The 26109-nt window shown below is 35.6% G+C and carries 24 protein-coding genes; 14 read left to right on the top strand and 10 right to left on the bottom strand.

Annotated features, from left to right (window positions below):
- Window positions 1-4: 4 nt before the first annotated feature.
- The 6 genes from REB14_RS11950 to REB14_RS11925 form a co-directional block, all read right to left on the bottom strand.
- Window positions 5-583, bottom strand: coding sequence for a hypothetical protein (locus tag REB14_RS11950; RefSeq protein ID WP_079240328.1), 579 nt, complete (start codon window positions 581-583; stop codon window positions 5-7).
- Window positions 583-1278, bottom strand: a complete 696-nt coding sequence (locus REB14_RS11945) for a hypothetical protein (protein ID WP_079240327.1) — start codon at window positions 1276-1278, stop codon at window positions 583-585. The genes REB14_RS11950 and REB14_RS11945 overlap by 1 nt, the downstream gene beginning before the upstream one ends.
- A 15-nt stretch (window positions 1279-1293) precedes the next feature.
- Window positions 1294-2181 carry a DUF2589 domain-containing protein gene (locus REB14_RS11940; RefSeq protein WP_202971506.1) on the bottom strand — a complete coding sequence of 296 codons (888 nt, stop codon included), beginning with the start codon at window positions 2179-2181 and terminating at the stop codon, window positions 1294-1296.
- A gap of 164 nt (window positions 2182-2345) precedes the next feature.
- The gene (locus REB14_RS11935; protein ID WP_079240326.1) at window positions 2346-4286 is read right to left on the bottom strand and encodes a M1 family metallopeptidase; all 1941 of its coding nucleotides are present in this window, start codon (window positions 4284-4286) and stop codon (window positions 2346-2348) included.
- Window positions 4287-4370: 84 nt separating this feature from the next.
- Complete coding sequence (locus REB14_RS11930; RefSeq protein WP_034695744.1) at window positions 4371-5252, bottom strand: SDR family oxidoreductase; 882 nt, start codon at window positions 5250-5252, stop codon at window positions 4371-4373.
- A 175-nt stretch (window positions 5253-5427) separates the two neighbouring features.
- The gene (locus REB14_RS11925; RefSeq protein WP_079240325.1) at window positions 5428-5838 is read right to left on the bottom strand and encodes a DUF1573 domain-containing protein; all 411 of its coding nucleotides are present in this window, start codon (window positions 5836-5838) and stop codon (window positions 5428-5430) included.
- A 159-nt stretch (window positions 5839-5997) separates the two neighbouring features.
- On the opposite strand from REB14_RS11925, the gene REB14_RS11920 reads away from it, so the two are divergent.
- From REB14_RS11920 to REB14_RS11910, 3 genes are all read left to right on the top strand, one after another.
- On the top strand, window positions 5998-7251 hold the full coding sequence (locus REB14_RS11920; protein WP_079240324.1) for a sensor histidine kinase: 1254 nt from the start codon (window positions 5998-6000) through the stop codon (window positions 7249-7251).
- A 12-nt stretch (window positions 7252-7263) separates the two neighbouring features.
- Window positions 7264-7947, top strand: coding sequence for a response regulator transcription factor (locus REB14_RS11915; RefSeq protein WP_079240323.1), 684 nt, complete (start codon window positions 7264-7266; stop codon window positions 7945-7947).
- A 77-nt stretch (window positions 7948-8024) separates the two neighbouring features.
- Entirely contained in the window at window positions 8025-10322 is a 2298-nt protein-coding gene (locus REB14_RS11910; RefSeq protein ID WP_309522290.1) for a GH92 family glycosyl hydrolase, read from the top strand.
- A 204-nt stretch (window positions 10323-10526) separates the two neighbouring features.
- Here REB14_RS11910 and REB14_RS11905 read toward each other — a convergent pair whose 3' ends face one another.
- On the bottom strand, window positions 10527-11864 hold the full coding sequence (locus REB14_RS11905) for a dihydroorotase (RefSeq protein WP_309522289.1): 1338 nt from the start codon (window positions 11862-11864) through the stop codon (window positions 10527-10529).
- Window positions 11865-11965: 101 nt separating this feature from the next.
- On the opposite strand from REB14_RS11905, the gene REB14_RS11900 reads away from it, so the two are divergent.
- From REB14_RS11900 to REB14_RS11860, 9 genes are all read left to right on the top strand, one after another.
- Complete coding sequence (locus REB14_RS11900) at window positions 11966-13393, top strand: oligosaccharide flippase family protein (RefSeq protein WP_079240319.1); 1428 nt, start codon at window positions 11966-11968, stop codon at window positions 13391-13393.
- 153 nt (window positions 13394-13546) lie between these two features.
- Window positions 13547-14563, top strand: coding sequence for a sugar phosphate nucleotidyltransferase (locus REB14_RS11895; RefSeq protein ID WP_079240318.1), 1017 nt, complete (start codon window positions 13547-13549; stop codon window positions 14561-14563).
- Between the two features lie 106 nt (window positions 14564-14669).
- On the top strand, window positions 14670-15515 hold the full coding sequence (gene lolB1 / locus REB14_RS11890) for a lipoprotein insertase outer membrane protein LolB1 (RefSeq protein ID WP_079240317.1): 846 nt from the start codon (window positions 14670-14672) through the stop codon (window positions 15513-15515).
- A complete protein-coding gene (locus REB14_RS11885; RefSeq protein ID WP_309522288.1) occupies window positions 15512-17074 on the top strand; it encodes a peptidoglycan DD-metalloendopeptidase family protein in 1563 nt (520 codons plus the stop codon). Before lolB1 ends, REB14_RS11885 begins: the two co-directional genes overlap by 4 nt.
- Before the next feature lie 31 nt (window positions 17075-17105).
- A complete protein-coding gene (locus REB14_RS11880; protein WP_034695724.1) occupies window positions 17106-17321 on the top strand; it encodes a twin-arginine translocase TatA/TatE family subunit in 216 nt (71 codons plus the stop codon).
- Window positions 17322-17336: 15 nt separating this feature from the next.
- On the top strand, window positions 17337-17951 hold the full coding sequence (locus REB14_RS11875) for a DUF4254 domain-containing protein (protein ID WP_034695722.1): 615 nt from the start codon (window positions 17337-17339) through the stop codon (window positions 17949-17951).
- Window positions 17948-18406, top strand: a complete 459-nt coding sequence (locus tag REB14_RS11870) for a hypothetical protein (protein ID WP_079240316.1) — start codon at window positions 17948-17950, stop codon at window positions 18404-18406. The genes REB14_RS11875 and REB14_RS11870 overlap by 4 nt, the downstream gene beginning before the upstream one ends.
- 18 nt (window positions 18407-18424) lie before the next feature.
- Window positions 18425-19021 (top strand): GTP cyclohydrolase II, encoded by a 597-nt coding sequence (ribA, locus tag REB14_RS11865; protein ID WP_079240315.1) that lies wholly within the window; start codon window positions 18425-18427, stop codon window positions 19019-19021.
- A gap of 150 nt (window positions 19022-19171) precedes the next feature.
- Complete coding sequence (locus REB14_RS11860; protein WP_079240314.1) at window positions 19172-20125, top strand: hypothetical protein; 954 nt, start codon at window positions 19172-19174, stop codon at window positions 20123-20125.
- A gap of 87 nt (window positions 20126-20212) precedes the next feature.
- On the opposite strand, the gene REB14_RS11855 is transcribed toward REB14_RS11860, so the two are convergent.
- Window positions 20213-20755: a hypothetical protein gene (locus REB14_RS11855; protein ID WP_309522287.1), complete on the bottom strand. Its 543-nt coding sequence runs from the start codon at window positions 20753-20755 to the stop codon at window positions 20213-20215.
- 116 nt (window positions 20756-20871) lie between these two features.
- Between REB14_RS11855 and REB14_RS11850 the strand changes: the two genes are divergently transcribed.
- Together REB14_RS11850 and bshA are read left to right on the top strand one after the other, a co-directional pair.
- Complete coding sequence (locus REB14_RS11850) at window positions 20872-22575, top strand: glycoside hydrolase family 3 protein (RefSeq protein WP_309522286.1); 1704 nt, start codon at window positions 20872-20874, stop codon at window positions 22573-22575.
- Window positions 22576-22601: 26 nt separating this feature from the next.
- Window positions 22602-23750 carry an N-acetyl-alpha-D-glucosaminyl L-malate synthase BshA gene (bshA, locus tag REB14_RS11845; protein ID WP_034695707.1) on the top strand — a complete coding sequence of 383 codons (1149 nt, stop codon included), beginning with the start codon at window positions 22602-22604 and terminating at the stop codon, window positions 23748-23750.
- Window positions 23751-23908: 158 nt separating this feature from the next.
- On the opposite strand, the gene REB14_RS11840 is transcribed toward bshA, so the two are convergent.
- Window positions 23909-24373 carry a hypothetical protein gene (locus REB14_RS11840; protein ID WP_079240310.1) on the bottom strand — a complete coding sequence of 155 codons (465 nt, stop codon included), beginning with the start codon at window positions 24371-24373 and terminating at the stop codon, window positions 23909-23911.
- 8 nt (window positions 24374-24381) lie between these two features.
- On the bottom strand, window positions 24382-25932 hold the full coding sequence (locus tag REB14_RS11835) for a hypothetical protein (protein WP_309522285.1): 1551 nt from the start codon (window positions 25930-25932) through the stop codon (window positions 24382-24384).
- Between the last annotated feature and the right edge of the window lie 177 nt (window positions 25933-26109).

Below are 26109 nucleotides of genomic sequence, written 5' to 3'. Positions count from 1 at the left end.
TTTTTTAAATTAATTTCAGAAATACTTTTTCCAGAATAAGAAAAATATCCTCCGGAATAATGGTCAGTCTGAGTTTCTTATTAATTCCGGATATGGCTGTATTCTGCTCAACCAGTGAATTCCAGAAACGTTCAATCTTGGAAACAGAATTCATGTCTTTCAGCTTTGCATCATCCAGGATACCATTCTGATATAATGATACAATGATTCCTGAAATAAGTTCTTCCGCATCCTCAAGTTTTTTGTTTTCCTTAGCGTATATTTCCATAAGAATATCATAAATACTTTCCATTCCATTGAATGAGAATCCTCCGAGAATTTCCCTTCTCCCATTCACTATTTTCTCCATTTTAATGGGATTAAAACCTCTTTTAACGGTGGAAATCATATTCATAATTTTCAAGACTTCAGATTCATGGCTGGTGTTTCCTTTGGTACGGAAATACTCCAGAACTTCGTTGAGAAATGCATCAAACCTGGCATCAAAATCAAATGATTTTGACAGGTATAAAGCCTGAACTTCATTGAACTGTTCCAGCAGTTCTTTGATTTTCTGTACCGTAAAGTGAATAAGTTCCTGCATTACTCAAAAGTTATCTGTTCTATTTCGTTGCCGTCTTTATCTTTGTATGATACAATCCTGATTCCTTCCTCTTCCATTTCCACATGAAGGTTGATGAATAGCTTATCTTTATCTTCTGCTGCACTTGTATTGGGATCTATGTAAATGCTGTTCAGCTTTGCATTCACCAGCGTATATTTATTCAACAGAACTTTTGAAAAAATTTCTTTCAGTTCATCGGTTTCTTCTTCTGTTCCTTCCTGAGGTCTAAATATTCCTGAATTCAAAATCTGCATTTTCTTTCTGAGATCCAGTTTAAGAACTTCATTGGCAGGGAGTTTCCCGAATTTCTGATCATTTTTTTCCAGGTTACTGAACAGGGTTTTAAACTCTTCAGTTTGAATCTGTCTTTTATTTATTTCTGGAATATTCAGTTTTTTCTCTTTGTTTGCCAGACGGATTCTTTCATTTATTTCTGTCACAAACTGATCCTGATTCAGTTTAAAATTATATTTGGAATCTGAATCTATATCTGTGATTTTGATCGGAATATCCATCTTTACACTGGGCAGAGCATATCGTGGAACCTTGAAGTATTTCAGGTATTCATGACGGGCGTATTCTTTGGCAATAAGAACCGCATTTTCGTCTGCTTTTTTACGAGCCTGAATTATCTCGTTGTTGAGATAATCCAGGTAATCTGATAGTTTTATCATCTTTCGTAAAATCTGTTATTGTGAAAGAAGTCCAAGCACTTTTTCAAGCCCTGCAGGCATTTCATCATTGGTAGCACGTACTTTTACCCCAAGAGAATATTCTTTTTCCACTTTGATTCCTGTACTGGAAGTTCTCTTATAGGATACATCTACTTTGAATTTCACTGGTCCCCATCCACCAGATACTCCGGCATTGATCCCGAACTCGTCACTTACATCTTTTGTGTACGTTGAATTAAGTTTTACATTAAAGTCAACTTCACAGGTTTCAATTCTGAAACTCGGAACATTCAGCAACGCAATAAAAGGCACTGAAATTTCTACATCATTCGGAATTGTTTTAGGATTGGTAGCACTTACCGGCTCATCTTCTTTAAAATCCGGATTCGGAATATTTTTTTTGTATTTGAATTCTGCCATTCTCAGTTTTTTAGGACTGGCCGCATTGGCTGGATCTGTAAGTTCGAACCCAACTTCATTAATGAAATTAACAGTGGCAATAGAGGCATTAGACTGTGCTTTTACACAAGCATCCAACGGTCCGCCAATAATAGTTGCGAAGTCAATGCTTCCCAATTCTGCGGCAAAATCTGCGCTGGCAGCATCAGAAGTTCTGAAAATTTCTTCATCAGCAGCTATTTTACCTGCAATCATTTTCATGATTTCTGAAGACGCACCTGAGAAAGATTTTTCCCACTTTTCATCATAGCTTTTTTTGAATTCGTCTACGATGGCTAATAATTCTTTATTCGTCAATGAACTCAGTTCTGAAGTTTCAACTCCCGACACTTTTTCATAGACTGCCGGGGTAAGAACTTTTTCTACTCCTGATAAAAGATCAATTAACTCATTTTTTGTTTTTTTGGCGTGGCTTGCTTCAAGCACCGATTTTAATGTTTCCATGTTTTTGTTTTGATTAATATTGTGGGACAAAATTATATCACTGACTCCCAAAACATTGTAGGGAAACCCCTCAACTTACCCCGGAAAAACACCCTAAAATAAAAAGCCTGAACTTACGGTGGTAAGCTCAGGCTTTTATACTGCACAATTTTATCTTATATAAACTATGCAGGTTTTTTACTGTTATTTTCCAGATTTACATCCGGAACAACAGAATTCGGATCCAGTTTTACCTCATCAATTTCCTTGCTGGAATCTACCTTGAATGTCCATTCTGTATTTCTTTTCCAAACCTCAACAGGAATTTTCACCGTCTGTGCAGTTCCATCTTTGAATTTGATTTGTACTGTTGTAGGCATTGGCAGCTGGCCAATATTTTCAACCGTAATCTGAACTCCGTTTTTAAAGTCTCCGTTTACATATTGTACGTTCTTAACTGACTGATCAATTTTCCATTTATTAAAGAACCATCCTCTCCAGAACCAGTTCAGCTCTTCTCCGGAAACATTTTCAATCGTATGGAAAAAATCCCATGGCGTCGGATGTTTGAATGCCCAACGATCAATATATGTTCTGAATGCTTTATCAAATTTTTCAGGCCCAAGAATAGTTTCTCTTAAAACATCTAATCCTGTTCCCGGCTTATAGTAAGCCAAAGCTCCGATACTTCTTTCTTTCATATTATCCGGTCCTACCATTACAGGTTCCAGATTATCAGTCAACAAATACTTTCCTGATCTTGCCAGGTTCGGTTTACGGTAATATTCTCCTTTATTGAAAGCTTCGGTTGAAAGTCCGTTAATGAATGTATTGAATCCTTCGTCCATCCAGGCAAATAATCTCTCATTAGATCCTACGATCATAGGAAACCAGTTGTGTCCGAACTCATGATCTGTAACGCCCCAAAGATCTTCTCCTTTAGAATCCATATGACAGAAAACGATTCCCGGATATTCCATTCCACCTTCATTTCCTGCTACATTGGTGGCCGCCGGATACGTATATTCATACCATTTTTTGGAATAATGTTCTATAGCAGCTTTCGTATATTCGGTAGACCTTCCCCATGCTTTTTCACCGGCACTTTCTGCAGGATAGGCCGAAATAGCCAGAGATTTTTTTCCGCTAGGTAAATTGATTTTTGCAGCATCTAAAATAAATCCTGCAGAAGATGCCCACGCAAAATCTCTCGTCTGTGTAATTTTGAATTTCCAGGTTTTTGTCCCGGATGCCTTATTTTTCCCAATTTCAGATTCTGGACGGATCATTACTGTTTTATCACTGTTTCTCGCCTCGTTCCATCTGCTGATTTCTTCTTTGCTGTACACTTCTTTCTCATTCAGAAGTTCTCCGGATGCTACTACATACTGATTGGCAGGTACAGTAATATTAGCTGTAATATTTCCATATTCTAAATAAAACTCCGAAGCTCCAAGGTAGGGCAACGTATTCCACCCCAGGACATCATCATACACACACATTCTTGGATACCATTGTGCCATGGTAAATATTTTACCGTTTTTAGTATCCTGGATACCCATTCTGTCTGATCCATAATCAGGAGAAATAAATGAATACTCAATTTCTATTTTAGCAACTCCTCCATTGGCTTTTAATTCTTTTGGAAGATCAATCTGCATTCTCGTATCGGTAATGGTATATTTTACTTCTTTTTTACCATCTAGCTTAACTGATTTAATGGTATATCCGCCATTAAACTCTTCACCATGAGCTCCATTTCTGCTTCCTGAAAGCGGAACTACGCCATTTCCTCTGGAATCTTTTGCAAACAGGTTCTGATCCAGCTGCAGCCAAAGAAAACCTAATTTATCGGGACTGTTGTTGGTGTAGGTAATTTCTGCTGTACCTGTAATCTCTTTTTTAGCTTCATTCAGGCTGACATTCAAATGATAATCGGCTGAATTCTGCCAATAAGCGTGTCCCGGCTGTCCGCTTGCAGAGCGGGTTGCCGTACCTGTCTGAGGGTAGAAGAAGGGTTTAAATGCTTCTACATAATCATATTTCGGGGTTTGCTGTGCATAGGCAGTTCCTGAGAACAGAACCACTGCAAGCGTCGAAACAAGGGTTGGAAGTTTAAAATTCATTTGAAAAAGTATTATTTAGTGTATAGGTAAAAAAAACTCCCGGATTTGTTACACATCCGGGAGTTTTTTTAATATAAGTTTAATTTAATTTGATTTTTTTGCTTTAATCATCGCTTCTAAAGCATCCCACATTTCTTTAGGAATTGCTTCAAGCATATTGAACTCTCCGGCTCCCTGAAGCCATTCTCCTCCATCAATAGTTACCACTTCCCCATTCATATACGCTGAATAATCGGAAACCAGATAAGCTGCAAGATTGGCAAGCTCCTGATGTTCTCCTACTCTTCTCAACGGAACTTTTTTCTTCATATCAAATTTCTCCTGAAGGTCTCCGGGAAGAAGTCTGTCCCAAGCTCCTTTGGTTGGGAAAGGTCCCGGAGCAATAGCATTGAAACGGATTCCGTATTTTGCCCATTCTACAGCCAATGATCTGGTCATCGCCAGAACTCCTGCTTTTGCACAGGCAGATGGTACTACATAGGCAGAACCTGTCCATGCATAAGTTGTTACGATATTCAATACAGTTCCCGGAGTTTTAGAATCAATCCAGTGTTTTCCTACTGAAAGGGTACAGTTTTTTGTTCCTTTTAAAACGATATCAAGGATAGAGTCAAAAGCGGAGTGAGTCAGTTTTTCTGTTGGAGAAATAAAGTTTCCGGCAGCATTATTCAATAAAATATCAATCTTTCCGAATTCTTTCAGAGTTGCTTCCTTCATGGCTTCCACCTCATCCCAGTTTCTTACATCACAAGCTACACAAAGCACTTTCCCTCCTGTTTCCTCTTCCAGTTCCTTAGCTGTTCCCTGTAATTTTTCCAGGTTTCTGGAAGTAATCACCACTTTGGCACCCAGTTCAAGAAAGTATTTGGTCATTGCTTTTCCAAGGCCGCTTCCGCCTCCCGTTACAATCGCTACTTTATCTTTTAGTGCACCTTCGCGCAGCATAGGTTGTGTATATAGACTCATAAAATATTTTTTCTTAAAAATACTAAATATTGAAATGCAATTACTTAAAATAGATTGATAAATAATGCTACAAATAATTATTTCTTATATGATTCTTAAAATAGATTTACTATTCAAAAAGAAAATAGCCTGATAACAATTACCAGGCTATTTTTTCATTTGTTAAAACAATGTATTAAGAAGCTACCACTCCTTTGAATGAAAGCGTCTTAGGAGTTTTGCTGTCACTAGTAGTAACGTTTACAGTCTTCATAAACGGTCCTGCTGCTGCTGCGTTATAGCTGGCTTCTACAAACCCTTTTTTCCCTGGCTGGATAGGTGTTTTTGTATAATCTGCAGTGGTACATCCGCAAGAAGGAGCTACATTCTGAATAATGATTGGTTTTGAGCTTGTATTAGTAAATTCAAATCTGATCAATTTCGGTTTACCCTGAGGAATATTTCCTACATCAATAGATTCTGATTTCCATTTGATAGCATCTGCAACCATTTTTACAATAGATGGTGCATCAGTAGTAAGTACATTAGCATAAAAAGGAGAGAATGCCAACACTGCCAAAAGAGCTGTAATTTTTAGTTTTTTCATGAGTATACATTTTAATATTTGAAACTGATTATTTTCTTTCGATACAGCAAATGTAAAGCAGAGTGTGATTACAACTTGTTAACCGCTGTCTAACATTTGTTAACGAGTTGTTAATAATAAAAGATAAATAGATATTTTTGGATAATATTGTTTCAGGAAATGAAAATAAAAAGACTCAATATTATTATAACGCTGGGATTCGTTGCTATTATCGGAATTTTAATAGCACAGCTGATGTGGACCCGACAGGCGTATAATCTTGAAGATAAAAAGTTTAACCAGAAGGTCAATATTGCCTTAATGGAAGTTGCGGAAAAGCTCTCCGGAGGAAAGACATCCTATACCGAAAATCCAGTTCAAAATATTGCCAATGACTATTATGTGGTTAATATCAACAATGAATTTCATCCCGTAGTTCTTGAATATTACCTGAAAACAGAATTTACACGCTTCCAGATCAATACCGATTATGTGTATGCATTATACAATTGCCACAGCGATAAAATGATCTATGGAAAATACATGACCTCTCATCAGGAAAGTCCCAGCAACAAGGTGATCAATTTTCCAAAGCATAAAAATCTGATCTATTACTTTTCCATACGCTTCCCGGATAAAACCACTTATCTGATCAGTTCATTACGATTCTGGTATCTCCTTACATTTGCCCTTATCATCATCCTTTTAGTGTATGTATATTCTATTTATACGATCATTCAGCAGAAGAAGTTTTCGGAACTCCAACGTGATTTTATCAATAATATGACTCACGAATTTAAGACTCCTTTATCCTCAATACTTTTAGCTTCGGAAGCACTTAACAAGCAGGAAATGGTACAGGAAAATTCCAAACTGCAAACATATACTTCCATTATTATCAATCAAAGTCACAAGCTAAATGGTCATATTGAAAAAATATTGAATATTGCAAAGAACGATGCGGCAGGTCTTTCATTAAAACCTCAAAAAATTCTGCTTCTCCCCTTTATTCAGGAAATTGCAGACAATATACAGCACAAAAATAAAGATCTCAGCATCGAAATCAATATTGAAAACAGTACTTCGGTAATGGCAGATGAGTTTCACTTTACCAACATTATTTATAACCTTCTGGATAACTCCATCAAGTATTGCGAAACAAACCCCGTGATTAAAATTTCAGCTCACAAAGATTCAAAAGGATTATATTTAAAGTTTAAAGACAACGGAATGGGAATTCCCGCTAAAAATATTCCTCATATTTTTGAAAAATTTTATCGGGTACATACCAAAAGAAGTGAAGAAGTGAATGGTTTCGGACTGGGATTATTTTATGTAAAAAAAGTAGTTCAACAACATCACTGGAAAATTTCTGTAGAAAATAATGAAGATAAAGGAATTACCACAACGCTCTTCTTCCCGTTTTCAAATTAATCATGTGTAAGTATGGAGAAATCTAAAATTTTATATGCCGAAGATGACAGAACAATAGCCTTTCTGGTGGAAGACAGCCTGGAAAGCTATTATGATATCAGCTGTTATTCTGATGGTGAATCTGCATGGGAAGCATTTAACAGTCAGGATTTCGATATTTGTCTGCTGGATATTATGATGCCCGGCATGAACGGATTTGAGGTGGCACAGCGAATCCGTAGTAAAAATGCTGAGGTTCCGATTATTTTTATCTCTGCAAAAGCTTTAAAAGAAGACAGAATCAAAGGGCTTAAAATAGGCGCTGATGATTATCTGGTAAAGCCTTTCAGTATTGAAGAGCTTATGCTGAAAATTGAGGTTTTCCTTAAACGGACTAAGAAAACGGATACTACTCTTTTAAAATATAAGGTGGGCAAATATAATTTTGATCCTAAAAACTATACCCTTCAAGGGATAGAAAACAGTATTACTCTTACCCAAAGAGAATCTGATCTCCTTTTATATTTTATCCGTCACAAAAATCTGGTGGTCAAAAGACAGGAAATTCTGAAGGCCATCTGGGGAGATGATGATTATTTTATGGGACGAAGTCTTGATGTATTTATTTCCCGATTACGAAAAGTACTGGCTGAAGAGCAAAACGTTTTAATAGAAAACCTCCACGGGATAGGGTTCCGATTTTCTGAAAAAGAATAAATAATCCTCATATTACTCTAAAACATAACAGCAAATGATGATTTTAATTAATTTTAAACTTTGAAAATTGATCATTAATGAAAAATCACAGATCTACTGTTTTTCTATTTCTTTTATGTGTAAGTACACAGTTTAAGGCTCAAAAATTTGAAAAATTAATACAATATGTCAACCCTCTGATCGGAACCGAAAAGATGGGACATACGTATCCGGGAGCAACTGTTCCTTTTGGTGCTGTACAGCTAAGCCCTGAAACAGACTCCATCTCATATGAACTTAACGGAAAGTATAATGGCGAGGTGTATAAATACTGCGCCGGCTACCGTTATGAAGATAAAACCATTGTTGGTTTCAGTTCTACCCATTTCAGTGGAACAGGACATTCTGATCTCGGAGATTTTCTCGTAATGCCTACCGTAGGAAAACTTCAGCTGAATCCCGGAACTGCATCCAATCCTGGAAGTGGGTACAGAAGTAAATTTTCACACCAGAACGAAACAGCAGAAGCCGGATATTATAAAGTAAAACTGGATGATCACAATATCCTTGCGGAACTGACTGCAACACCAAGAGTAGGAATTCACCGCTATACTTTCCCTAAATCTGACCAGTCTCATATTATTTTAGATCTGATGGCCGGTATTTACAATTATGATGGAAAAAATGTCTGGACCTATGTTCGTGTAGAAAACGGAAATACCATCACAGGTTACCGACAGACCAACGGCTGGGCAAGAACCAGAACAGTTTATTTCGCCATGAAGTTTTCAAAACCATTTAAATCTTATGGCCAGAAAAATTATGATGAAAAGCAGGTTTACAAAGGATTTTGGAGAAAATTCGACCAAAATCAGAATTTCCCTGAAATCGCAGGTAAGAACCTTAAAATGTTTTTTGATTTTGATACCAATGAAAATGAAGCGATTGAAGTCAAACTTGCTATTTCTCCGGTAAGCCAGATCAATGCTTTAGAAAACCTGGAAAAAGAAGCCGGAAATATAACTTTTGATCAAGCTAAAACTCAAGCCCAGAACAACTGGAATAAGGAATTAAATAAAATTGTCATCAAAGCTTCTGATACGGAAAAAACCAACTTCTATACAGCCATGTATCATACCTTCATTAACCCTACCACTTATATGGATGTTAATGGAGAATATAAAGGTCTGGATCAGAATGTTCATCAAGCAGATGGCTTTACCAATTATACCACCTTTTCTTTGTGGGATACCTACCGTACGCTACATCCTTTCTTTAATATTATTCAGCCTAAAAGAAATGGTGATATGGTAAAATCCATGATGGCTCATTATCATCAGTTTTCGATGAAAATGTTGCCGATCTGGTCACATTATGCCAATGACAACTGGTGTATGAGCGGCTACCACAGTGTAAGCGTAGTGGCTGATGCTATTATTAAAGGAAATTATAGCGGTGATACTGAAGAAGCCTTAAGAGCATGTATAGAAACAGCAAACAAAAGAAATTACGAAGGTATAGGACAATATATTGACCTTGGATATATTCCGGCCGAGAAAAACGGAACTTCAGTTTCCAATACCTTGGAATATGCCTATGATGACTGGGCTATTGCTCAATTGGCAAAACATTTAAACAAAACAGAAATCTACAATCAGTTTATCAAACGGTCTGAAAACTGGAAAAATAATTTTGACAAAACCATCGGGTTTATGCGTCCACGTCTGGCAGATGGAAGCTTTAAAAAGGATTTTGATGTATTAAGCACTCACGGACAAGGTTTTATTGAAGGAAACTCATGGAACTACAGTTTCTTTGTTCCACAAAATCCGGATGAACTGATCACCATGATGGGTGGAAAGAAAAAATTTGCATCAAAACTGGACGAACTGTTTACCATGCATTTACCTGATGAATTCTTTGCAGACACTGAAGATATTACGCGGGAAGGAATTATCGGTGGATATGTTCACGGGAATGAACCTGCTCACCATGTTGCGTATTTCTATAACTGGGCAGGCCAGCCATGGAAAGCACAGGCGCAAATCCGCCGTATTCTTGAAATGCAGTATAAAGCAACACCAGACGGACTGGGTGGAAATGATGATGCCGGACAAATGAGTGCCTGGTATATTTTAAGCTCGTTAGGATTTTATCCTGTAGCACCAGGTTCGGAAGATTATTCAATTGGAAGCCCTGCAATTGATAATGCTGTACTCAATCTGGAAAATGGAAAAACCTTTGAAATTGAAGCCATCAACCAAAGTCCGAAAAATGTATATGTTCAGAAAGTTCTTTTGAATGGAAAGGAGATCAGAAATTTTACCTTGAAACATTCTGAGATTATGAATGGAGGAAAACTTACGTTCTATATGGGAAATAAAGCGAAAAGGTAAGATATTCTCATAGATTGGGCGGATTGAGCAGATGATTGGTTTAAAAAAATCTGCGTAATATCCTACATCTGCGAGAGCCAAGAATAGGTTTGGGCTAAAGCCAATGGAAGATTAAAATAGAAAGAGCGGGCTAAAGCCCGCTCCTATTGAATTATCGTAATAATCTCAAGTTAACTCGAAACTATATTCTTTGAGTATGTCCAATTAATCCCTTGGTTCAAAAAGCAATCTCTCCCCAAATTTTTCCTCTGCAATTGTACCATTATCATACACCAAATGTCCGTTGACAAAGGTGTGCGTAACTTTTGAATGGAAATTCATCCCTTCTAATGGGCTCCAACCGCATTTATAGAGTAAATTATCTTTGGAAACTGTCCAGTTTTCATTTAAATCTACTAAAACAAGATCCGCTTTATATCCTTCTCTTACAAAACCTCTTTTTTCAACTTTGAAAAGGATTGCCGGATTATGAGCCATCTTTTCAACGATCTTCTCAAGGGATATTTTTCCGTTTTTATAATTTTCAAGCATCACCACCAGTGAATGTTGTACCAAAGGTGCTCCTGAAGGGCATTTTGTATATACATTATTTTTCTCTTCTGCAGTATGTGGCGCATGGTCTGTAGCAATCACGTCTATTCTGTCATCCAGCAATGCTTCCCAAAGGGCATCTTTATCCTTTTGGGTTTTTACAGCCGGATTCCATTTGATAAGATTTCCTCTTGTTTCGTAATCATCGTTGGTAAATGTAAGGTGATGAACACATACCTCGGCAGTGATCTTTTTATCTTTTAAAGGAATATCATTTCGGAAAAGCTCCATTTCCTTAGCTGTTGAAAGGTGGAAAACGTGAAGTCTAGCTCCTGTTTTTTTTGCAAGCTCAATCGCTTTGGATGAAGATTTATAACATGCCTCTTCACTTCTGATCAGATGATGGAATTTGACAGGAATATCGTCCCCATATTCATCCATATATTTCTGAGTATTGGCTCTGATGGTAGCTTCATCTTCACAGTGAACAGCAATCAGCATTTTAGTATTCCTGAAAATATTCTCCAGAGTTTCAGGGTTGTCTACCAGCATATTTCCTGTGGATGATCCTAAGAATAATTTGATACCCGGAACATTTCTGGGATTTGTTTTTAAAACTTCTTCCAGATTGTCGTTTGTTCCTCCCATCATAAACCCGTAATTGGCATATGCTTTTTGAGAAGCAATCTCATACTTGTCTGCTAATAATTCCTGGGTAACTGCATTGGGAACAGTATTTGGCTGATCGATAAAACTGGTTATTCCACCAGCTATTGCAGATCTTGATTCACTTTCAATATCTCCTTTATGAGTAAGTCCCGGATCACGGAAATGCACCTGATCATCAATAACTCCGGGAAGAAGATACTTTCCTGAACCATCAATAATCTGATCTGCATCTTCAGAAATACCGGCAGCTATTTTAGATATTAAATCATTTTCTATTAAGATATCGCTTTCAAAGACTTTTCCTTCGTTAACAATATTTACATTTTTTATAAGAACTTTCATTTCAATTTATTTCTACACAAAATTAAGATTTTCAGTTTTAATTAACTTCAAAATAACCAAACGAATGCTTAAAGTTTTACATTTGCAAAAAAAATTCGGCTTTGTACAAGAAACTATTAGGACAGACCATCATCTACGGAGTAGGAGCAATAGCACCAAGAATCATTCTATTTATCCTTAATCCACTTTTGATCTATAAGATTCCCAATGAAGGTTTTGCTATTTTCACTCAACTTTATGCGTGGATTTCATTTGTTAACATTATCCTTTCTTTTGGTTTTGAAACAGCGTATTTTAGATTTTCTGCCGAAGAGGATAACGAGAAAAAAACCTTCAATACCTCATTTTGGTTTTTATTTTCTACATCCACTCTTTTTCTTGCATTGTGCTATTTGTTTAATCAGCCCATTGCAGATTATGCGGGATACCACGATAACCCTGAATACATCAGATGGTTTGCCATGATTGCTTTTTTTGACAATTTATTGGTGATTCCTTTTGCATGGCTTCGTTTCCACAATAAACCCATCAAATATTCTGCAGTAAGAGTTGTTCAGGCTATATTTCAGGCTGTTTTCACTGCCGCTTTATTCTTCTGGATTCCGGAAAACATATCAAGAAGTATGGGGCTGGATCAAAATGTAGATTATCCGTTCTTCAGTAATCTGGCAGGAAGTGCCTTAGGTTTTTTATTATTACTTCCAATTATATTAAAGGTAAGATTTCAGTTTGTCACTTCATTGTTCGGACGTATGATCAAATACTCCTTCCCATTGATGCTGGCAGGCCTGGCTTTTATGGTGAATGAAAATTTCGATAAATCCATACAGAGAAATCATATTTCAGACGACGAAGCCGGTGCTTATGGAGGATGTTATAAACTTGCTGTACTAATGACATTATTTGTTACCGCTTACAGAATGGGGATTGAGCCTTTCTTCTTTAAACAGATGGATAAAGGAGATGCGAAAAAAACTTACGCCAAAGTAGCAGAATATTTTGCGTTTTTCGCCTGTGCTGTAGCGCTGGGAATCATTGCCAATATATCATGGCTGAAAGCCGTTTTTATTCCTAATAAATCCTATTGGATCGCGATAGATATCATCCCGATCATTGTTATTGCTAATCTTTGTTTTGGAATATATTATAACTTTTCAACATGGTATAAAGTAACAGACAGAACCAGTATGGGAACAGTTATTTCATGGCTCGGAGCAGGGATCAATATAGGACTTAATCTTCTTGCTTTAAACTACTATCACAGCATGATAGGTTCCGCATGGGCTACTTTCGGAGCGTATGTTATTATGATGATTGTTTCTTACCTGTTAGGTCAAAAATATTATCCTATTCCTTACAGAATGAAGAAAATGTCTTTCTTTCTGATCCTGCTTGGAATTTTTAGTTTCATCATTGTAAAATATCTTAACTATAATATTCTAGCAAGCAATCTACTCTTTTTAATCTTTACCGGAATTTTGATTTATTCTGAGAAAAACCTGATTTTATCGAGAATCAGAAAGAATTAAACTTTGGTCTTTATTTTGCTTGTACACCAACCTATTGTTAATTTAAACAATTATTTAAAAAGATATAAATCATACTTTGCTAAAGATTTTAATTATTATCTTTAACCTAAATATTAAAAACAACTAATAAAACATCTTTTATACATATAATTTATGAAAATTATTGTCCCTATGGCTGGACGTGGTTCCAGATTACGTCCACATACACTGACAGTTCCAAAGCCTCTTATTCCTATTGCTGGAAAACCTATCGTACAGAGATTGGTGGAAGATATTGCTAAAGTTGCAGGAGAAAATATTGAAGAGGTAGCTTTTATCATCGGAGATTTTGGCCCTGAGATCGAAAGATCCCTTATTCAGATTGCTGAAAAGCTGGGAGCAAAAGGAAGTATATATTATCAGAACGATCCTCTTGGTACAGCTCATGCGATCAAGTGTGCTGAGCAGTCTATGCAGGGAGATATCGTTATTGCTTTTGCGGATACTCTTTTCCGTGCAGACTTCCAACTGGATAAAAATTCTGATGGTGTAATCTGGGTGAAAAGTGTTGAAGACCCATCTGCTTTCGGAGTAGTAAAATTGGATAACTACGGCTTTATTACCGACTTTGTAGAAAAACCTAAGACTTACGTTTCTGATCTTGCGATCATTGGTATTTATTATTTCAACAGCGCTGAAAAGCTAATGGAAGAAATCAATTATATCATGGATAATGATATTAAAAATGGAGGCGAATATCAATTAACAACAGCCCTTGAAAACCTTAGAGCGAAAGGAGCGAAGTTTACCCTTGGAAAAGTAAATGATTGGATGGATTGTGGTAACAAAAATGCTACAGTAGAAACCAACAGCAAAATCCTTGAATATGAAAGGGAAGAAATGAAAAATTATCCGGCTTCTGCTGTGATTGAAAACTCTTTGATTATTCAGCCTTGCTTTATTGGAGAAAATGTAAAAATATCCAATTCAAAAGTAGGACCTGGTGTTTCTTTAGGAAACAACACAACGGTTGTCAATTCTAATATTGAAAACTCTCTGATCCAGGAAAACACAAGAATCAATCATGGTAACCTTTCCAATTCTATGATCGGAAATTCTGCACAGTATTTCGGTGTTGCCAGAGAAATTTCTTTAGGTGATTATTCCGTTTTAGATTTTTTGTCTAAGTAAGAATAGCAAATATTTTATATAAATAACACATCATCAAGCCACACAAAATGTTTTTGTGTGGTTTGGCGTTAATATTGCAACGTATTTTTAATTTAAAGATAAATACATGAAAAATTGGATTCCTTTTCTTTTATTGCTTCTTGCCCTATCATCCTGTAAGACCCGTAACACTGTCCAAAACGACACAGATCATACACGGGACAGCATTAATGCTACAAAAGACAATGGAAATCCAAAAGACGTAAATGAACCGGTAAGTGACAAACTTACTTTCTATGAACATGTATTAATTCCACCAAAATTCGAGCAGATCAAAATAGACAGTAAAATAAAAGTAGAAACAGGAAGCTATGTTCCTACACTGGATGCAACAATCTATATTGAAAATGATAAAAAGGTATGGATGAATCTCAGAGCCTTGTTCATTAATGCAGCCAGAGGTATTGCAACTCCAGAAGGGATAAAAGGACAGGACAAGATTAATAAAACCTTTATAGATTCTGATTTTGATTATCTTAATAATCTGCTGAATGTTAATTTCATTGATTATAAATCTTTGGAAAAAATCTTAATGGGAAGAACTTTTGTAAAAATAAATGACAAACAGTTTACGCTGACCCAAAATGCACAAGGGTTCAAAATGGTTTCTAACATCAATCAGAAAATTGTGACGGATGAAAAAAACAGAGAATATAAAATAACCCTTCAGTATGATACTAATTACGATTTATTAAATGTCAATTTGAAAGATATTTTGTCTTCGGACGAGCTTGATGTTTCTTACAGCGACTGGAATGAATACGAAGGAGTCCGTCTTCCTAAAAATGTTAAAATAATTATAAAAGGCTCAAAATCTAGTCAGATTTTAATGGAAAATACGAAATTTGACTTTTCGAGGATGGAAACACCTTATTCTGTACCATCCAGTTATAAGAAAATTGAGATTAAATGATTAGAAAATTTAGCTTTTTAATAGGTGTTTTGATGTTCGGACTGCACCAAGGACAGCAGACCAAAGAACAGCTGCAAAAGCAGAATGCCGAACTTAAAAAACAAATTGCACAAATAAATACCGATTTAGCCAAAACCAGAAGTGAATCCAAACTTTCCGTAGCCTACCTTTCCAATGTCAACCAAAAATTGGTTTTAAGAGAAAAGGTTTATAATAATACGCAGAAAGAAAAAAGGTTCATTGAAGATGATATCTATTTACGTCAGCTGGAAATTAACCGTCAGAATAAAGAACTGGCTGTTTTAAGAAAAAACTATGCTGAAGTTTTGGTGAATGCTTATAAAAACAAAGGAGTACAGAACAAAGTAACTTTTATACTTTCTGCTAAAAATTTAGGAGAAGCCATACGTAGAGTTCAATATCTGAAACAATACTCAGACTACCAGGATAAAAAAGCAGCTGAAATCACAGATGCCGCTAATCTCATCAAAAAAACCATCGCTCAAAAACAAAACTCTGTAAAAGCGAAGGAAAATCTATTGGTTAACCAGCAAAAAGATCTGGCAACCATTAATGCTGAAAGAGCTCAAAAAGAGCAATTAGTAGCAGATTTCAAGAAAAACGAATCCAAATTGACCGCTGAACTTAAGCAAAAACAAGTTCAGTCTAAAGCATTGGAAGGACAGATCAGAGCTATTATTGCAGAAGAAATCAGAATCGCCAAAGCTGAAGAAGAAGCCAGAAGAAAAGCTGAAGCAGAAAAAATACGTTTGGCAAAACTAGCTGCTGAGAGAGAGAAAGCAAGAATCGAAGCGGAAGCTAAAGCAAGAGCTGAGGCCCTTGAGAGAGAAAGAAGACTTGCAGAAGCAGAAGCTAAGAGAGCAGCAGACCTTGCCGCAAAAAGAGCTGAAGAAGAAAGAAAACGTAATGAAGACGCAGCAAAGGCAGAAGCTAATGCGAGAGATGAAGCCAGAAGAGTAGCCGCTAAAAAGGCTTCTGATGAGGCGAATGCAAGAGCTAAAGAAGCTGCTGATAAATTGGCCGCAGCAAGAGCAGCAGAAGCAGCTCTTACGAAAAGAAAAGAAGAAGAGAAAAAAGCAGCTGAGACCAAAGCTATGACAAGTTACGGAGTTTCCACCGCTACTGGGAACAGCTTTGCAGATAGCAGAGGAAGACTTGGCTATCCTGCAGACAGAGCCGGACAAATCACTCACCGTTTCGGAAGACAACCACACCCGGTTTTCAAAAATATTACTGAAGAAAATAACGGGATTAAAATTTCCGTCCCTTCAGGTACACGCGCAAAATCAGTGTTCCCAGGATCAGTATCTTCAGTTCTCGCCAACAATGACGGAACAAAGACTGTAATCATCAAACACGGAAGCTATTTTACCATTTATTCCAACTTAGGAAATGTAAGTGTTTCCAAAGGACAGCAGGTTTCATCAGGAACTCCGGTAGGTGCAATAGCTCAGGATTTTGATGGTGCTTATACGCTTGATTTCCAAGTATGGAACGGAAGTACACCAGTTGATCCATTAGGTTGGATTTCATATTAAAAAAAGTGTAACTTTGCAAAAATTTTAAGAGATGAATACACTAACAATACTTGCCTTATCTTGGCAGCACATCCTTATCGTAGCAATACTTTTGGTATTACTTTTTGGAGGAAAGAAAATTCCGGAATTAATGAGAGGAGTAGGTTCAGGAATCAAAGAATTTAAAGATGCAGTAAAAGAAGAAGACAAACCAGGTTCTGAAAATAAATCTTCTTCAAACAACAATAATAATTCTTCTAGCAACTAAAATTCCTTAGAATTAATGAAATTTACTGAGACTGCATGGAAAGTCTTCAATCAAGCTATTGAAGACTATCACGTGTCTGATGACGTTAACACTCTAATTAATAACCCGTTCGAAAAAGATAGTTTGGAACGGATTTTGTATGCAAAGAACTGGATTGATACCGTTCAATGGCATTTGGAAGATATAATTAGAGATGAAAATATTGATCCGGCAGAAGCTCTTCAACTGAAGAGAACAATAGACGCCTCCAATCAGAAAAGAACTGATCTGGTAGAGTATATTGACGGCTGGTTTCTTAATAAGTTTGAAAATATAACTCCTAAACCTGAAGCAAAAATAAATACGGAAACTCCCGCTTGGGCAGTAGACAGGCTATCAATTCTTGCATTAAAGGTTTATCATATGTCGTTAGAAGCTAATAGAGAATCCGCTTCTGAAGAACACAGAAACAACTGCCAGGCTAAACTGGATGTTCTGCTTACTCAGAAAGAAGACCTATCAACTTCTATAGATCAGTTGCTTACTGATATTGAGAACGGTAACGTTAAGATGAAAGTGTACAAACAAATGAAAATGTACAACGATGAAAGTCTTAACCCAATCCTTTATCAAAAAGGGCAACAGAAATGAAACGACTATTTTTCTTTGGAGTACTTATCATATTAACATCTTCCTGCGCAACGGAAAAGCTTAATCTTTCTCCGTTGTCAAATAATTTTTATAGTGATGCTAAAGGGTCTGATTCAGACAGAAGCTCAAAGAAGAATTTCAATATCAATATCAAACAGAATGTAAATGCTTCTGAAATTTCAAATATGATCTCTACTTTTCCCAAGTTTAAAAACAACGGATTAAATGATGAGATTACCAGCTTGAAATACAGCCTTCAGAATTATTTATATGCTATTGATGCCAGCAATTCTGCGGGAAAGAGCAGAGCCCTTAAAAGCTTCGAAAAATCATACAAAAAAATTCAAAAGCTAAGGCAAAATCTTGACAGAGACGACGATGAAGTTCTTAACAGATATCTGGTGCGCTTAAAAACTAATATTTCTGTTATTGAAGATACTTTGCCAGGAAGTTAAAAACTAATTGAACTATCAATGATTAAAATTCAGGCGGAAGCCAATGTTCCCACAGAACACGGCACTTTCCGAATGATAGCTTTCTCCGAAAACGAAAACGACTGGATGCCTCATATGGCTATTGTTGCAGAAAATACAGATTTCTCAAAACCGGTCAATGTTCGTTTCCATTCAGAATGTATTACCGGAGAAGTTTTCCATTCAAAAAAATGTGAATGCGGCCAACAATTGGATGCTGCAATGAAATATATCCATGAAAACGGTGGAATTATCATCTACCTTCGTCAGGAAGGAAGAAATATCGGGATCATCAATAAACTGAAGGCATACTCACTACAGGAAAAAGGTCTGGACACTGTACAGGCTAATCTTGAACTGGGGCTTCCCGCAGATGACAGAAATTTTGGCGTTGCCATTGAAATTCTGAATCTATTGGATATAAAAGATATCAACCTTCTCACCAATAACCCTGAAAAGGTAAAATATGTTGTAGACAGCAATATTCACCTTAATTCAAGAGTACCCTTACAGATTCCTGCGAATGAAATAAGCAAAGGATACCTGCAGACAAAAAAAGATTTCTTTGGACATCTTCTTGATGACAATGATAACTAATTTTATAAAGTAAATATTAAAAAGCTCCAAAAAATATATTTTTTGGAGCTTTTTAATTACTGAAATTAACAAAACATTCCATTTCTATAACAATTCACCAATTAGTGTGTTTTTTATAAAATTTTATCTTTGCGATGAAATTATAATTTTATGAAAAAAACACTATTCGTCATTTCTTCTCTATTTTTAATTGGCTGTGCAACTAGCAATGACATGCTTTATACCCAAGATGAAGAACAAAATTTAAACTTAAAAGAAGCTTTACCATCTGTATCAAATAAAATGTTAGCCTTAAATGGAGGCGAAATTACTTTAATGGATTTGGATTTAAATAAACCTCTTGGTCAACCAGACGGAGGAGGATGTACATTTGAAACTGGATATAGTATCGACAATATTTATAAGTCAACGGCTGCATTTGGGCCAAATCCGCTTACATTTTTTGGGTACAGAATTCGCGGATATGGAATGCCAAGAACAGATGGATTTCTTTGGAAAGGAATTAGATTTAACTCTGAAAATAGACCAAAAACAGTCTTAAATATGTATGGACAAAGTAGGATAACTAATGACCCAATCTCTTCTGCAATTGCAATAGAGTTTCCGTTTGAAGCTAATGCAACTTATGAAATTACTTTAAAAACATACATTAGTGATTATATATTTGAACTTAAACATGCTTCTTATCACAGTGACGAGAAGGATTCCTATAAAATTGACAAGAGCCAGGCATTTCCAACAGTGGCATTAGAGCTAAAATCATCTTCAGAAATACCTGGAGCTGATCCTTGTGCTAAGAGACCTGTAATAGCAAATGCGTTAAATTCTCCCAATTATTATAAAAGGCAAAAGGCTGAAATACCATATCAACCTTATCATAAGCCAAAAACATTTATTTTCAATTTTTCTACCCTTGAAAATAAAAATTCTTTATTAGTATATTTCTTACCTGAAATTTCTGACCAAGTACTCCAAAGTAAATTCGAAATGTTTCTGGCAGGAATAAAAATAATAAAAAAACCATTTGATCCATCTCATGTAGTACCACCTAGAGTTACTACGCCAGACCCAGATCTACCATGTGGTTTTAGAGGAGGTTGCTAACCAATTACTACAAAAAAATCAAAAGCCCCGGAAGATATTTCTCCCGGGACTTTTTTAATTATAAAAAACTGAAAAGATATTTCTAAATTATTTAGTCTTGATTTTAGACTCGTCAATATTGTAATACTTAATTACGCTATTGTAGTCTGAATAATCAACTGTAGGTGCTGCTGCGCTCTTATTAGATGTACCTGTTTTTGCAGGAACAATTACTACTCTGAATTTTTTGTTAGTGTAATATACTGGATTATTATCAAGGTTAACTCCAGTAGTTGATCTCACATCAATTCCTATATCAAACTTACTGAAGTCGTATGAGTATTCAACTTTATCAGCGCCGTTATTAGGATATTCTGTATAAGTAAGTAATTTCCAGATTGGAGAATTATTATTGGTAAGACCTGTCTGTAAATAAATCAGAACTACATCAGATTCAAGTAAAGGACTTTTAAATGCGTCATCAAAATGATAAGTATAGCTATCCTGTTTATTAAATTTCGGGATAATATCATAAGCTGTTGAATATGTATCATTATCCTGACCTTGTACTACCACATCATCACTATTATCACAGCTATAAGCAGTAAAACCTACAGCACCCAGGAATAAGAAGAGAAGTATTTTTTTCATTTTTAGTAAAGTTTAGTTATTATTTATATTGCGTATTCAAATCATATACCAAAAATCTCAAAAACTTTGTTTTCCTCACTTTTTTAATTGTATTTTTGTTCTTATTCAAAAAAGTCATGAAGAAATTATTATATACTTCACTCTTTATTGTCGCATTGATAAGCCCTAAGGTGAAAGCCCAGTATCAGCCAAAAAATGCTTCTAAGGAAGATGTAAAAAAAGCTCAGGAATGGGTTGATAAAACATATAAAAATCTTTCTCAGGATGAAAAACTAGGACAGCTTTTTATTGTGGCATTATATACCAATAGAGGAGAAGAGTATATCAGCCAGGTAAGAAATATTGTTACGAATGATAAAATAGGCGGTCTGATTTTAATGCAGGATGATGCAGCAAAAGAAATCAATCTTGTCAATGAATTTCAGCAAAAATCAAAAGTTCCTTTGATGATCGGGATGGATGCAGAATGGGGAATTTACCAGAGAATTGCCACCGCTCACAAATTTCCATGGGCCATGACATTAGGCGCTATTCAGAATAAAAATCTGGTGTATCAGATGGCTGCGAAAATTGCAGAGGACTGCAAAAGAATGGGCATCAACTGGGATTTTGCACCTGTAGTGGATGTCAATACCAATCCTGATAATCCGATTATTGGCAACAGAAGTTTCGGATCTGAAGTGAGTAATGTAATCTCCTCTGCCCTATCCTACTCTAACGGTCTTCAGGATAATAATATCTTAGCAGCCATAAAACACTTCCCGGGTCACGGAGATACCAGCACAGATTCTCACCTTGATCTTCCTGTAGTTTCTCACAATATTGACAGACTTAACACCGTAGAATTGGCACCATTCAAGGCATTAATGAATAAAGGAATCGGAGGGGTAATGGTTGCCCACCTATATGTTCCAAGCTTAGAATCTGAAAAAGGAATTCCGGCTTCTGTTTCAAAAAATATCATTACAGGATTACTGAAAGATAAGCTGGGTTATAAAGGTTTAATCATCACTGATGCATTAAATATGGGCGCTGTAGCCAATAAATATCAACCAGGTGAACTGGATGCCATGGCCTTTAAAGCAGGAAATGATATTATGCTTTTCTCACAAGGCGTTTATGAAGGTAAAAAACTGATCCAGAAAGCTATTGATAAGGGAGAAATTTCACAATCCAGAGTAGAGGAAAGTGTGAAAAAAATCTTATTAACAAAATATTTTCTTGGCTTAACCCAATATACTCCCAAAAATCCGGAAAACATCAATGCTGACCTGAATAATAGTTCTCATACCCAATTGGTACAGAGCCTTTACTCCAACGCCTTGACTTTATTAAAGGATGAAAAGAAATTATTACCTCTTACGGGAAAACAGGTTTATTATATTCCTCTTGAAGAAGCTCCTTACCAGACTTTCGCTAACAGATTAGGAAATAATACAATTATTAAAAAAGCGGGAGAAATTAATACGATCCCTGCCGGTTCTACAGTTATCGTAGGTTTCCATAAGGATAATTCAACAGCTTATAAGCCATATAAAATCTCTGCAGAATCTAAAAAAGTACTTTCTGGTCTTACCAAAAATCAAAATGTCATTCTGAATGTCTTCGGAAGTGCTTATGCATTAAAGGATATTGATATTTCAAAAGTTTCAACAGTTCTTGTTTCTTATGAAAACAATGATGATTCGATGAATGCAACAGCAGATGCTTTCAACGGAAAAACAAAGATATGGGGAAGACTTCCTGTATTGGTTAATGATCAGCTGAAGCCTGGAATGGGTCTAGATCTAAATGTGACAACCTCAACAAACACCAAATAATACAAAATTAAAACAACAATAATCTAATGAAAATAGGCATACTTTGCTATCCCACCTATGGAGGAAGCGGAATTGTAGCGACAGAATTAGGAATGTCTCTTGCTAATAAAGGATATGAAGTACATTTCATCAGTTCTGCACTTCCTGCAAGATTAGATATCACCAACCCGAATATTTTCTTTCACAGGGTAAATGTTCAGACTTATCCGCTTTTCCAGTATCAGCCTTATGATATTGCATTAAGCTCGATGATCTACAGGGTTGTTAATCTTTATAAGCTGGATCTTCTACACGCACATTATGCCATTCCTTATGCATACGCTGCTTTTACAGCAAAACAAATGCTGAAGGAAGACAATAATGACATTCCGTTGGTCACTACATTGCATGGTACAGATATTACCCTTGTAGGCCAGCACCCAAGCTATAAGCATGCAGTAGAATTTTCGATCAATCAGTCTGATGCTATTACTTCAGTTTCTGAAAGTCTGAAAAAAGATACCCTTCAGTTTTTCAATATCAAAAAAGAAATTCAGGTGATTACCAATTTTATTGATAATTCTGAATTTGACGACTGCTCTGAGTGCCAGAGAACCCAGTTTGCCAATCCAGATGAAAAGATTCTGATCCACGTATCCAACCTTCGTCCTGTAAAACGTGTAGATGAAGTGCTACAGATTTTTAAGAATGTGGAAAGAAAAGTTAAATCTAAGCTGATCATCATTGGTGAAGGGCCTGACATGGAAAAAGTGAATCAGTTTCTGGAAGAAAACCCTGATCTTATTTCCAAAATCCGTCTTTTAGGAAAGGTAAATGATCTTTATAAAATCTTGCAGCTTTCGGATGTATTTCTTCTGCCTTCTGAACAGGAAAGTTTTGGTCTTGCAGCTTTGGAAGCTATGGCAGCTTATACGCCGGTTATCAGTTCCAATGCAGGAGGAATTCCTGAGGTAAATATTCAGGGAGAAACAGGATATCTTGCTGAAATCGGAAATGTAGAGGCTATGAGCAACTATACGATCAAGCTGTTGAGCAATGATGAACTTTTAGCCAAAATGAAGCAAAATGCGAAAGATCAGGCAATAAAATTCGATTTGAAAAACATTCTTCCTATCTATGAGAAAATGTATAGAACAACCATAGAAAATTTTAATAAGGAGCTGACGAAAGTATAATATTTCTGTTATATTCGAATGATATGAAATCAAGAATAAAAGTTATATAGCAATAGCAAAAATTATAAATATTAATCCCTCGCGAATAGCTTCACGAGGGATTATCTTTTAAGGTATGGTCTAAATATTTTAAATGTATCAGAAACCTTTCTATTCTATTATTTTAAACTATCCAGAGGGATTGGAAATAATTTCCAGTTCATATAATCCGGATATTTTCTTTTCATAATTTCATAGTAAATATAATAGGGTTTAGATGGTTCCAACTTTGTTTCAACAATGCTTTTTGAGATAAGTTTTCCCTTTTTATCATATTTACAAGACAAATTCCTCCCTGATTTATAGCTAAGGATATTTATGCTTATATAGTTTTTTTGTTCCAGTATATTTAAACTATAAAATGTTTCGTCTTTCTTATGTAATAATTCCTGTGCTTCTGAAAAAGCATACTTTGGGGTATTTTTACTATCTAAGTTATTTTTATCTCTATAAAAAACTATTTTTTTAGGGAGTTCATTTCTAAAGGTTTCAATAGTATTATTTAAAAGTGTAGCTCTATCCGTTTTTTCTTTTTGACATCCTGTCAATAAACTTAATAATAAAAAAATGATTGTAATTTTCATATATGTGCTTATTTTAATTGGATAATATAATTACCAGCATTAAGGTGGGTAACAATAATACCGTAAATTGATATTTCAAATAAATTGCCCATTTCATTGCCATTCGGATCATAGCCAGAAATATAATTGCCAAAATGGACGAATTCATGCAAGACCGTTACTGCTAATAAAAATGCTGTTGCATGTCTTGTTGTACTTAATGATGCTTGTTCTAGACCCAAAACAAAATTAAGATTTATATTTATATTTGTTGGATTAGTATGATCGAAATTTCCATAATTTGGTCCTGAAGGTCCCATTAAATTAGGTATAAGTTTTATTGTAGGACCCTGTCCAAATGTTAAACTTTCTAATACTTGTTGTTCTGTTAATCCAGTCAATTGTACAAGTCTATTTAAAGTAGTTGGATTGTTTTGTATTTCTGTTTTTAAATTTTTAATAATAGTAGTAAACTTAGGATATTTTAACTGATCAATTTTTCTCATTTTGAAAGAAGGGGATTGTAAAGATTCATAATTGAGAATAGTTGTAGGGTTTTCCAAAACAACTTGTTGTAAAAAATCATTTGGAATGTCTGTTAAAAACCAATCTTGAAATTGGCGCCATACTACTGATGGTGAGCCAGATAGTGGATTGTTCTTAAAATAGCTAATGACCCAATGTGAAAATTGTATATTATTGGGGCCCAGATTATTATAAAAATAAGAAAGCAGCTGTCCTCCAATATATTGGTTATTCTGAATATATGTGTATTCATCTGCTGTAAGTTCAGGAAATCCTGCTTCACCTAACATATAATTAAAACTGTCCTGAATTGTCATTTCATTGGTAGTACCACCTCCTGTGCTACTACCTCCACCGTCATATGTTCCCATATTGGGAAATCCTTTAGGAGGCTGCCCTCCTCCTGAACATACTTCTGTAATTTCTACAATATAATAAGGTTTCTGACTTGCTGTACATTGGGCTATTTGGCTGGGACTGTGATGTTCACCATTACATTCTACCTCAATAAGTCTGATGCTAAAAGAGCAACCTGCTTTATTCATAGAATTCTTTGATGCTGCTACCTTATCAGGAAGCGGTGCTCCATTAGAGAGTTCTTTCACTCCCATTGGCCTCCCATCCAGCGCTGTAAATTCTACTGTTCCTGTAAAATTATCAATCTGATAGTTTTTAGTTCTGTCTTCGGGAGTATATTTTGCAGTAAATCCTATACTTTTATTTTCATTATCAATACTATACACTAAAACATCTGAGGATCGGTCTAAATGCCTCACTACTGTACTGTAGGAGGTGACATTATTCTGTACTATAACGGTTACTATACTTTCATCAGATAAGGCAGACAAGAAATCTGCATTTTTATTGTAAACCTGTGAGGAATTACTTTTAGCTTCTGTAAGGTAGTTTTTGAAAGCTAAAGCTTCTTTAAGCTTGACTGTTTTTCTGTAATCAGATTGGGAAATATGGGAGTCAAAATTATCAGAAAGTTCTGTTCTACATCCAAACAGAAAGAATGCTAATGCCATGAGCATTAATAATTTAGTTTTTTTCATTATAATGTGTTTTTGAGATTGTGTGTTTTTTATTCTTTTGGGGGAATAGGAAATACCCTATTTCATTTCCATTTTTTTATTTTATTAAAGTAAGCTATAATGACTTTTGCAATTAACCCTATCCTATTTATCATAAAAATCCTTTTTAAGAATTATTAGGGCAAAGATCAATCTGTA

Origin of the sequence: Chryseobacterium metallicongregator (genome assembly GCF_031324065.1) — a bacterium.
GTDB lineage: Bacteria > Bacteroidota > Bacteroidia > Flavobacteriales > Weeksellaceae > Chryseobacterium > Chryseobacterium metallicongregator.
The sequence above is the reverse complement of the archived record's forward strand: the minus strand, read 5'-3'. Positions and strand labels throughout refer to the sequence as shown.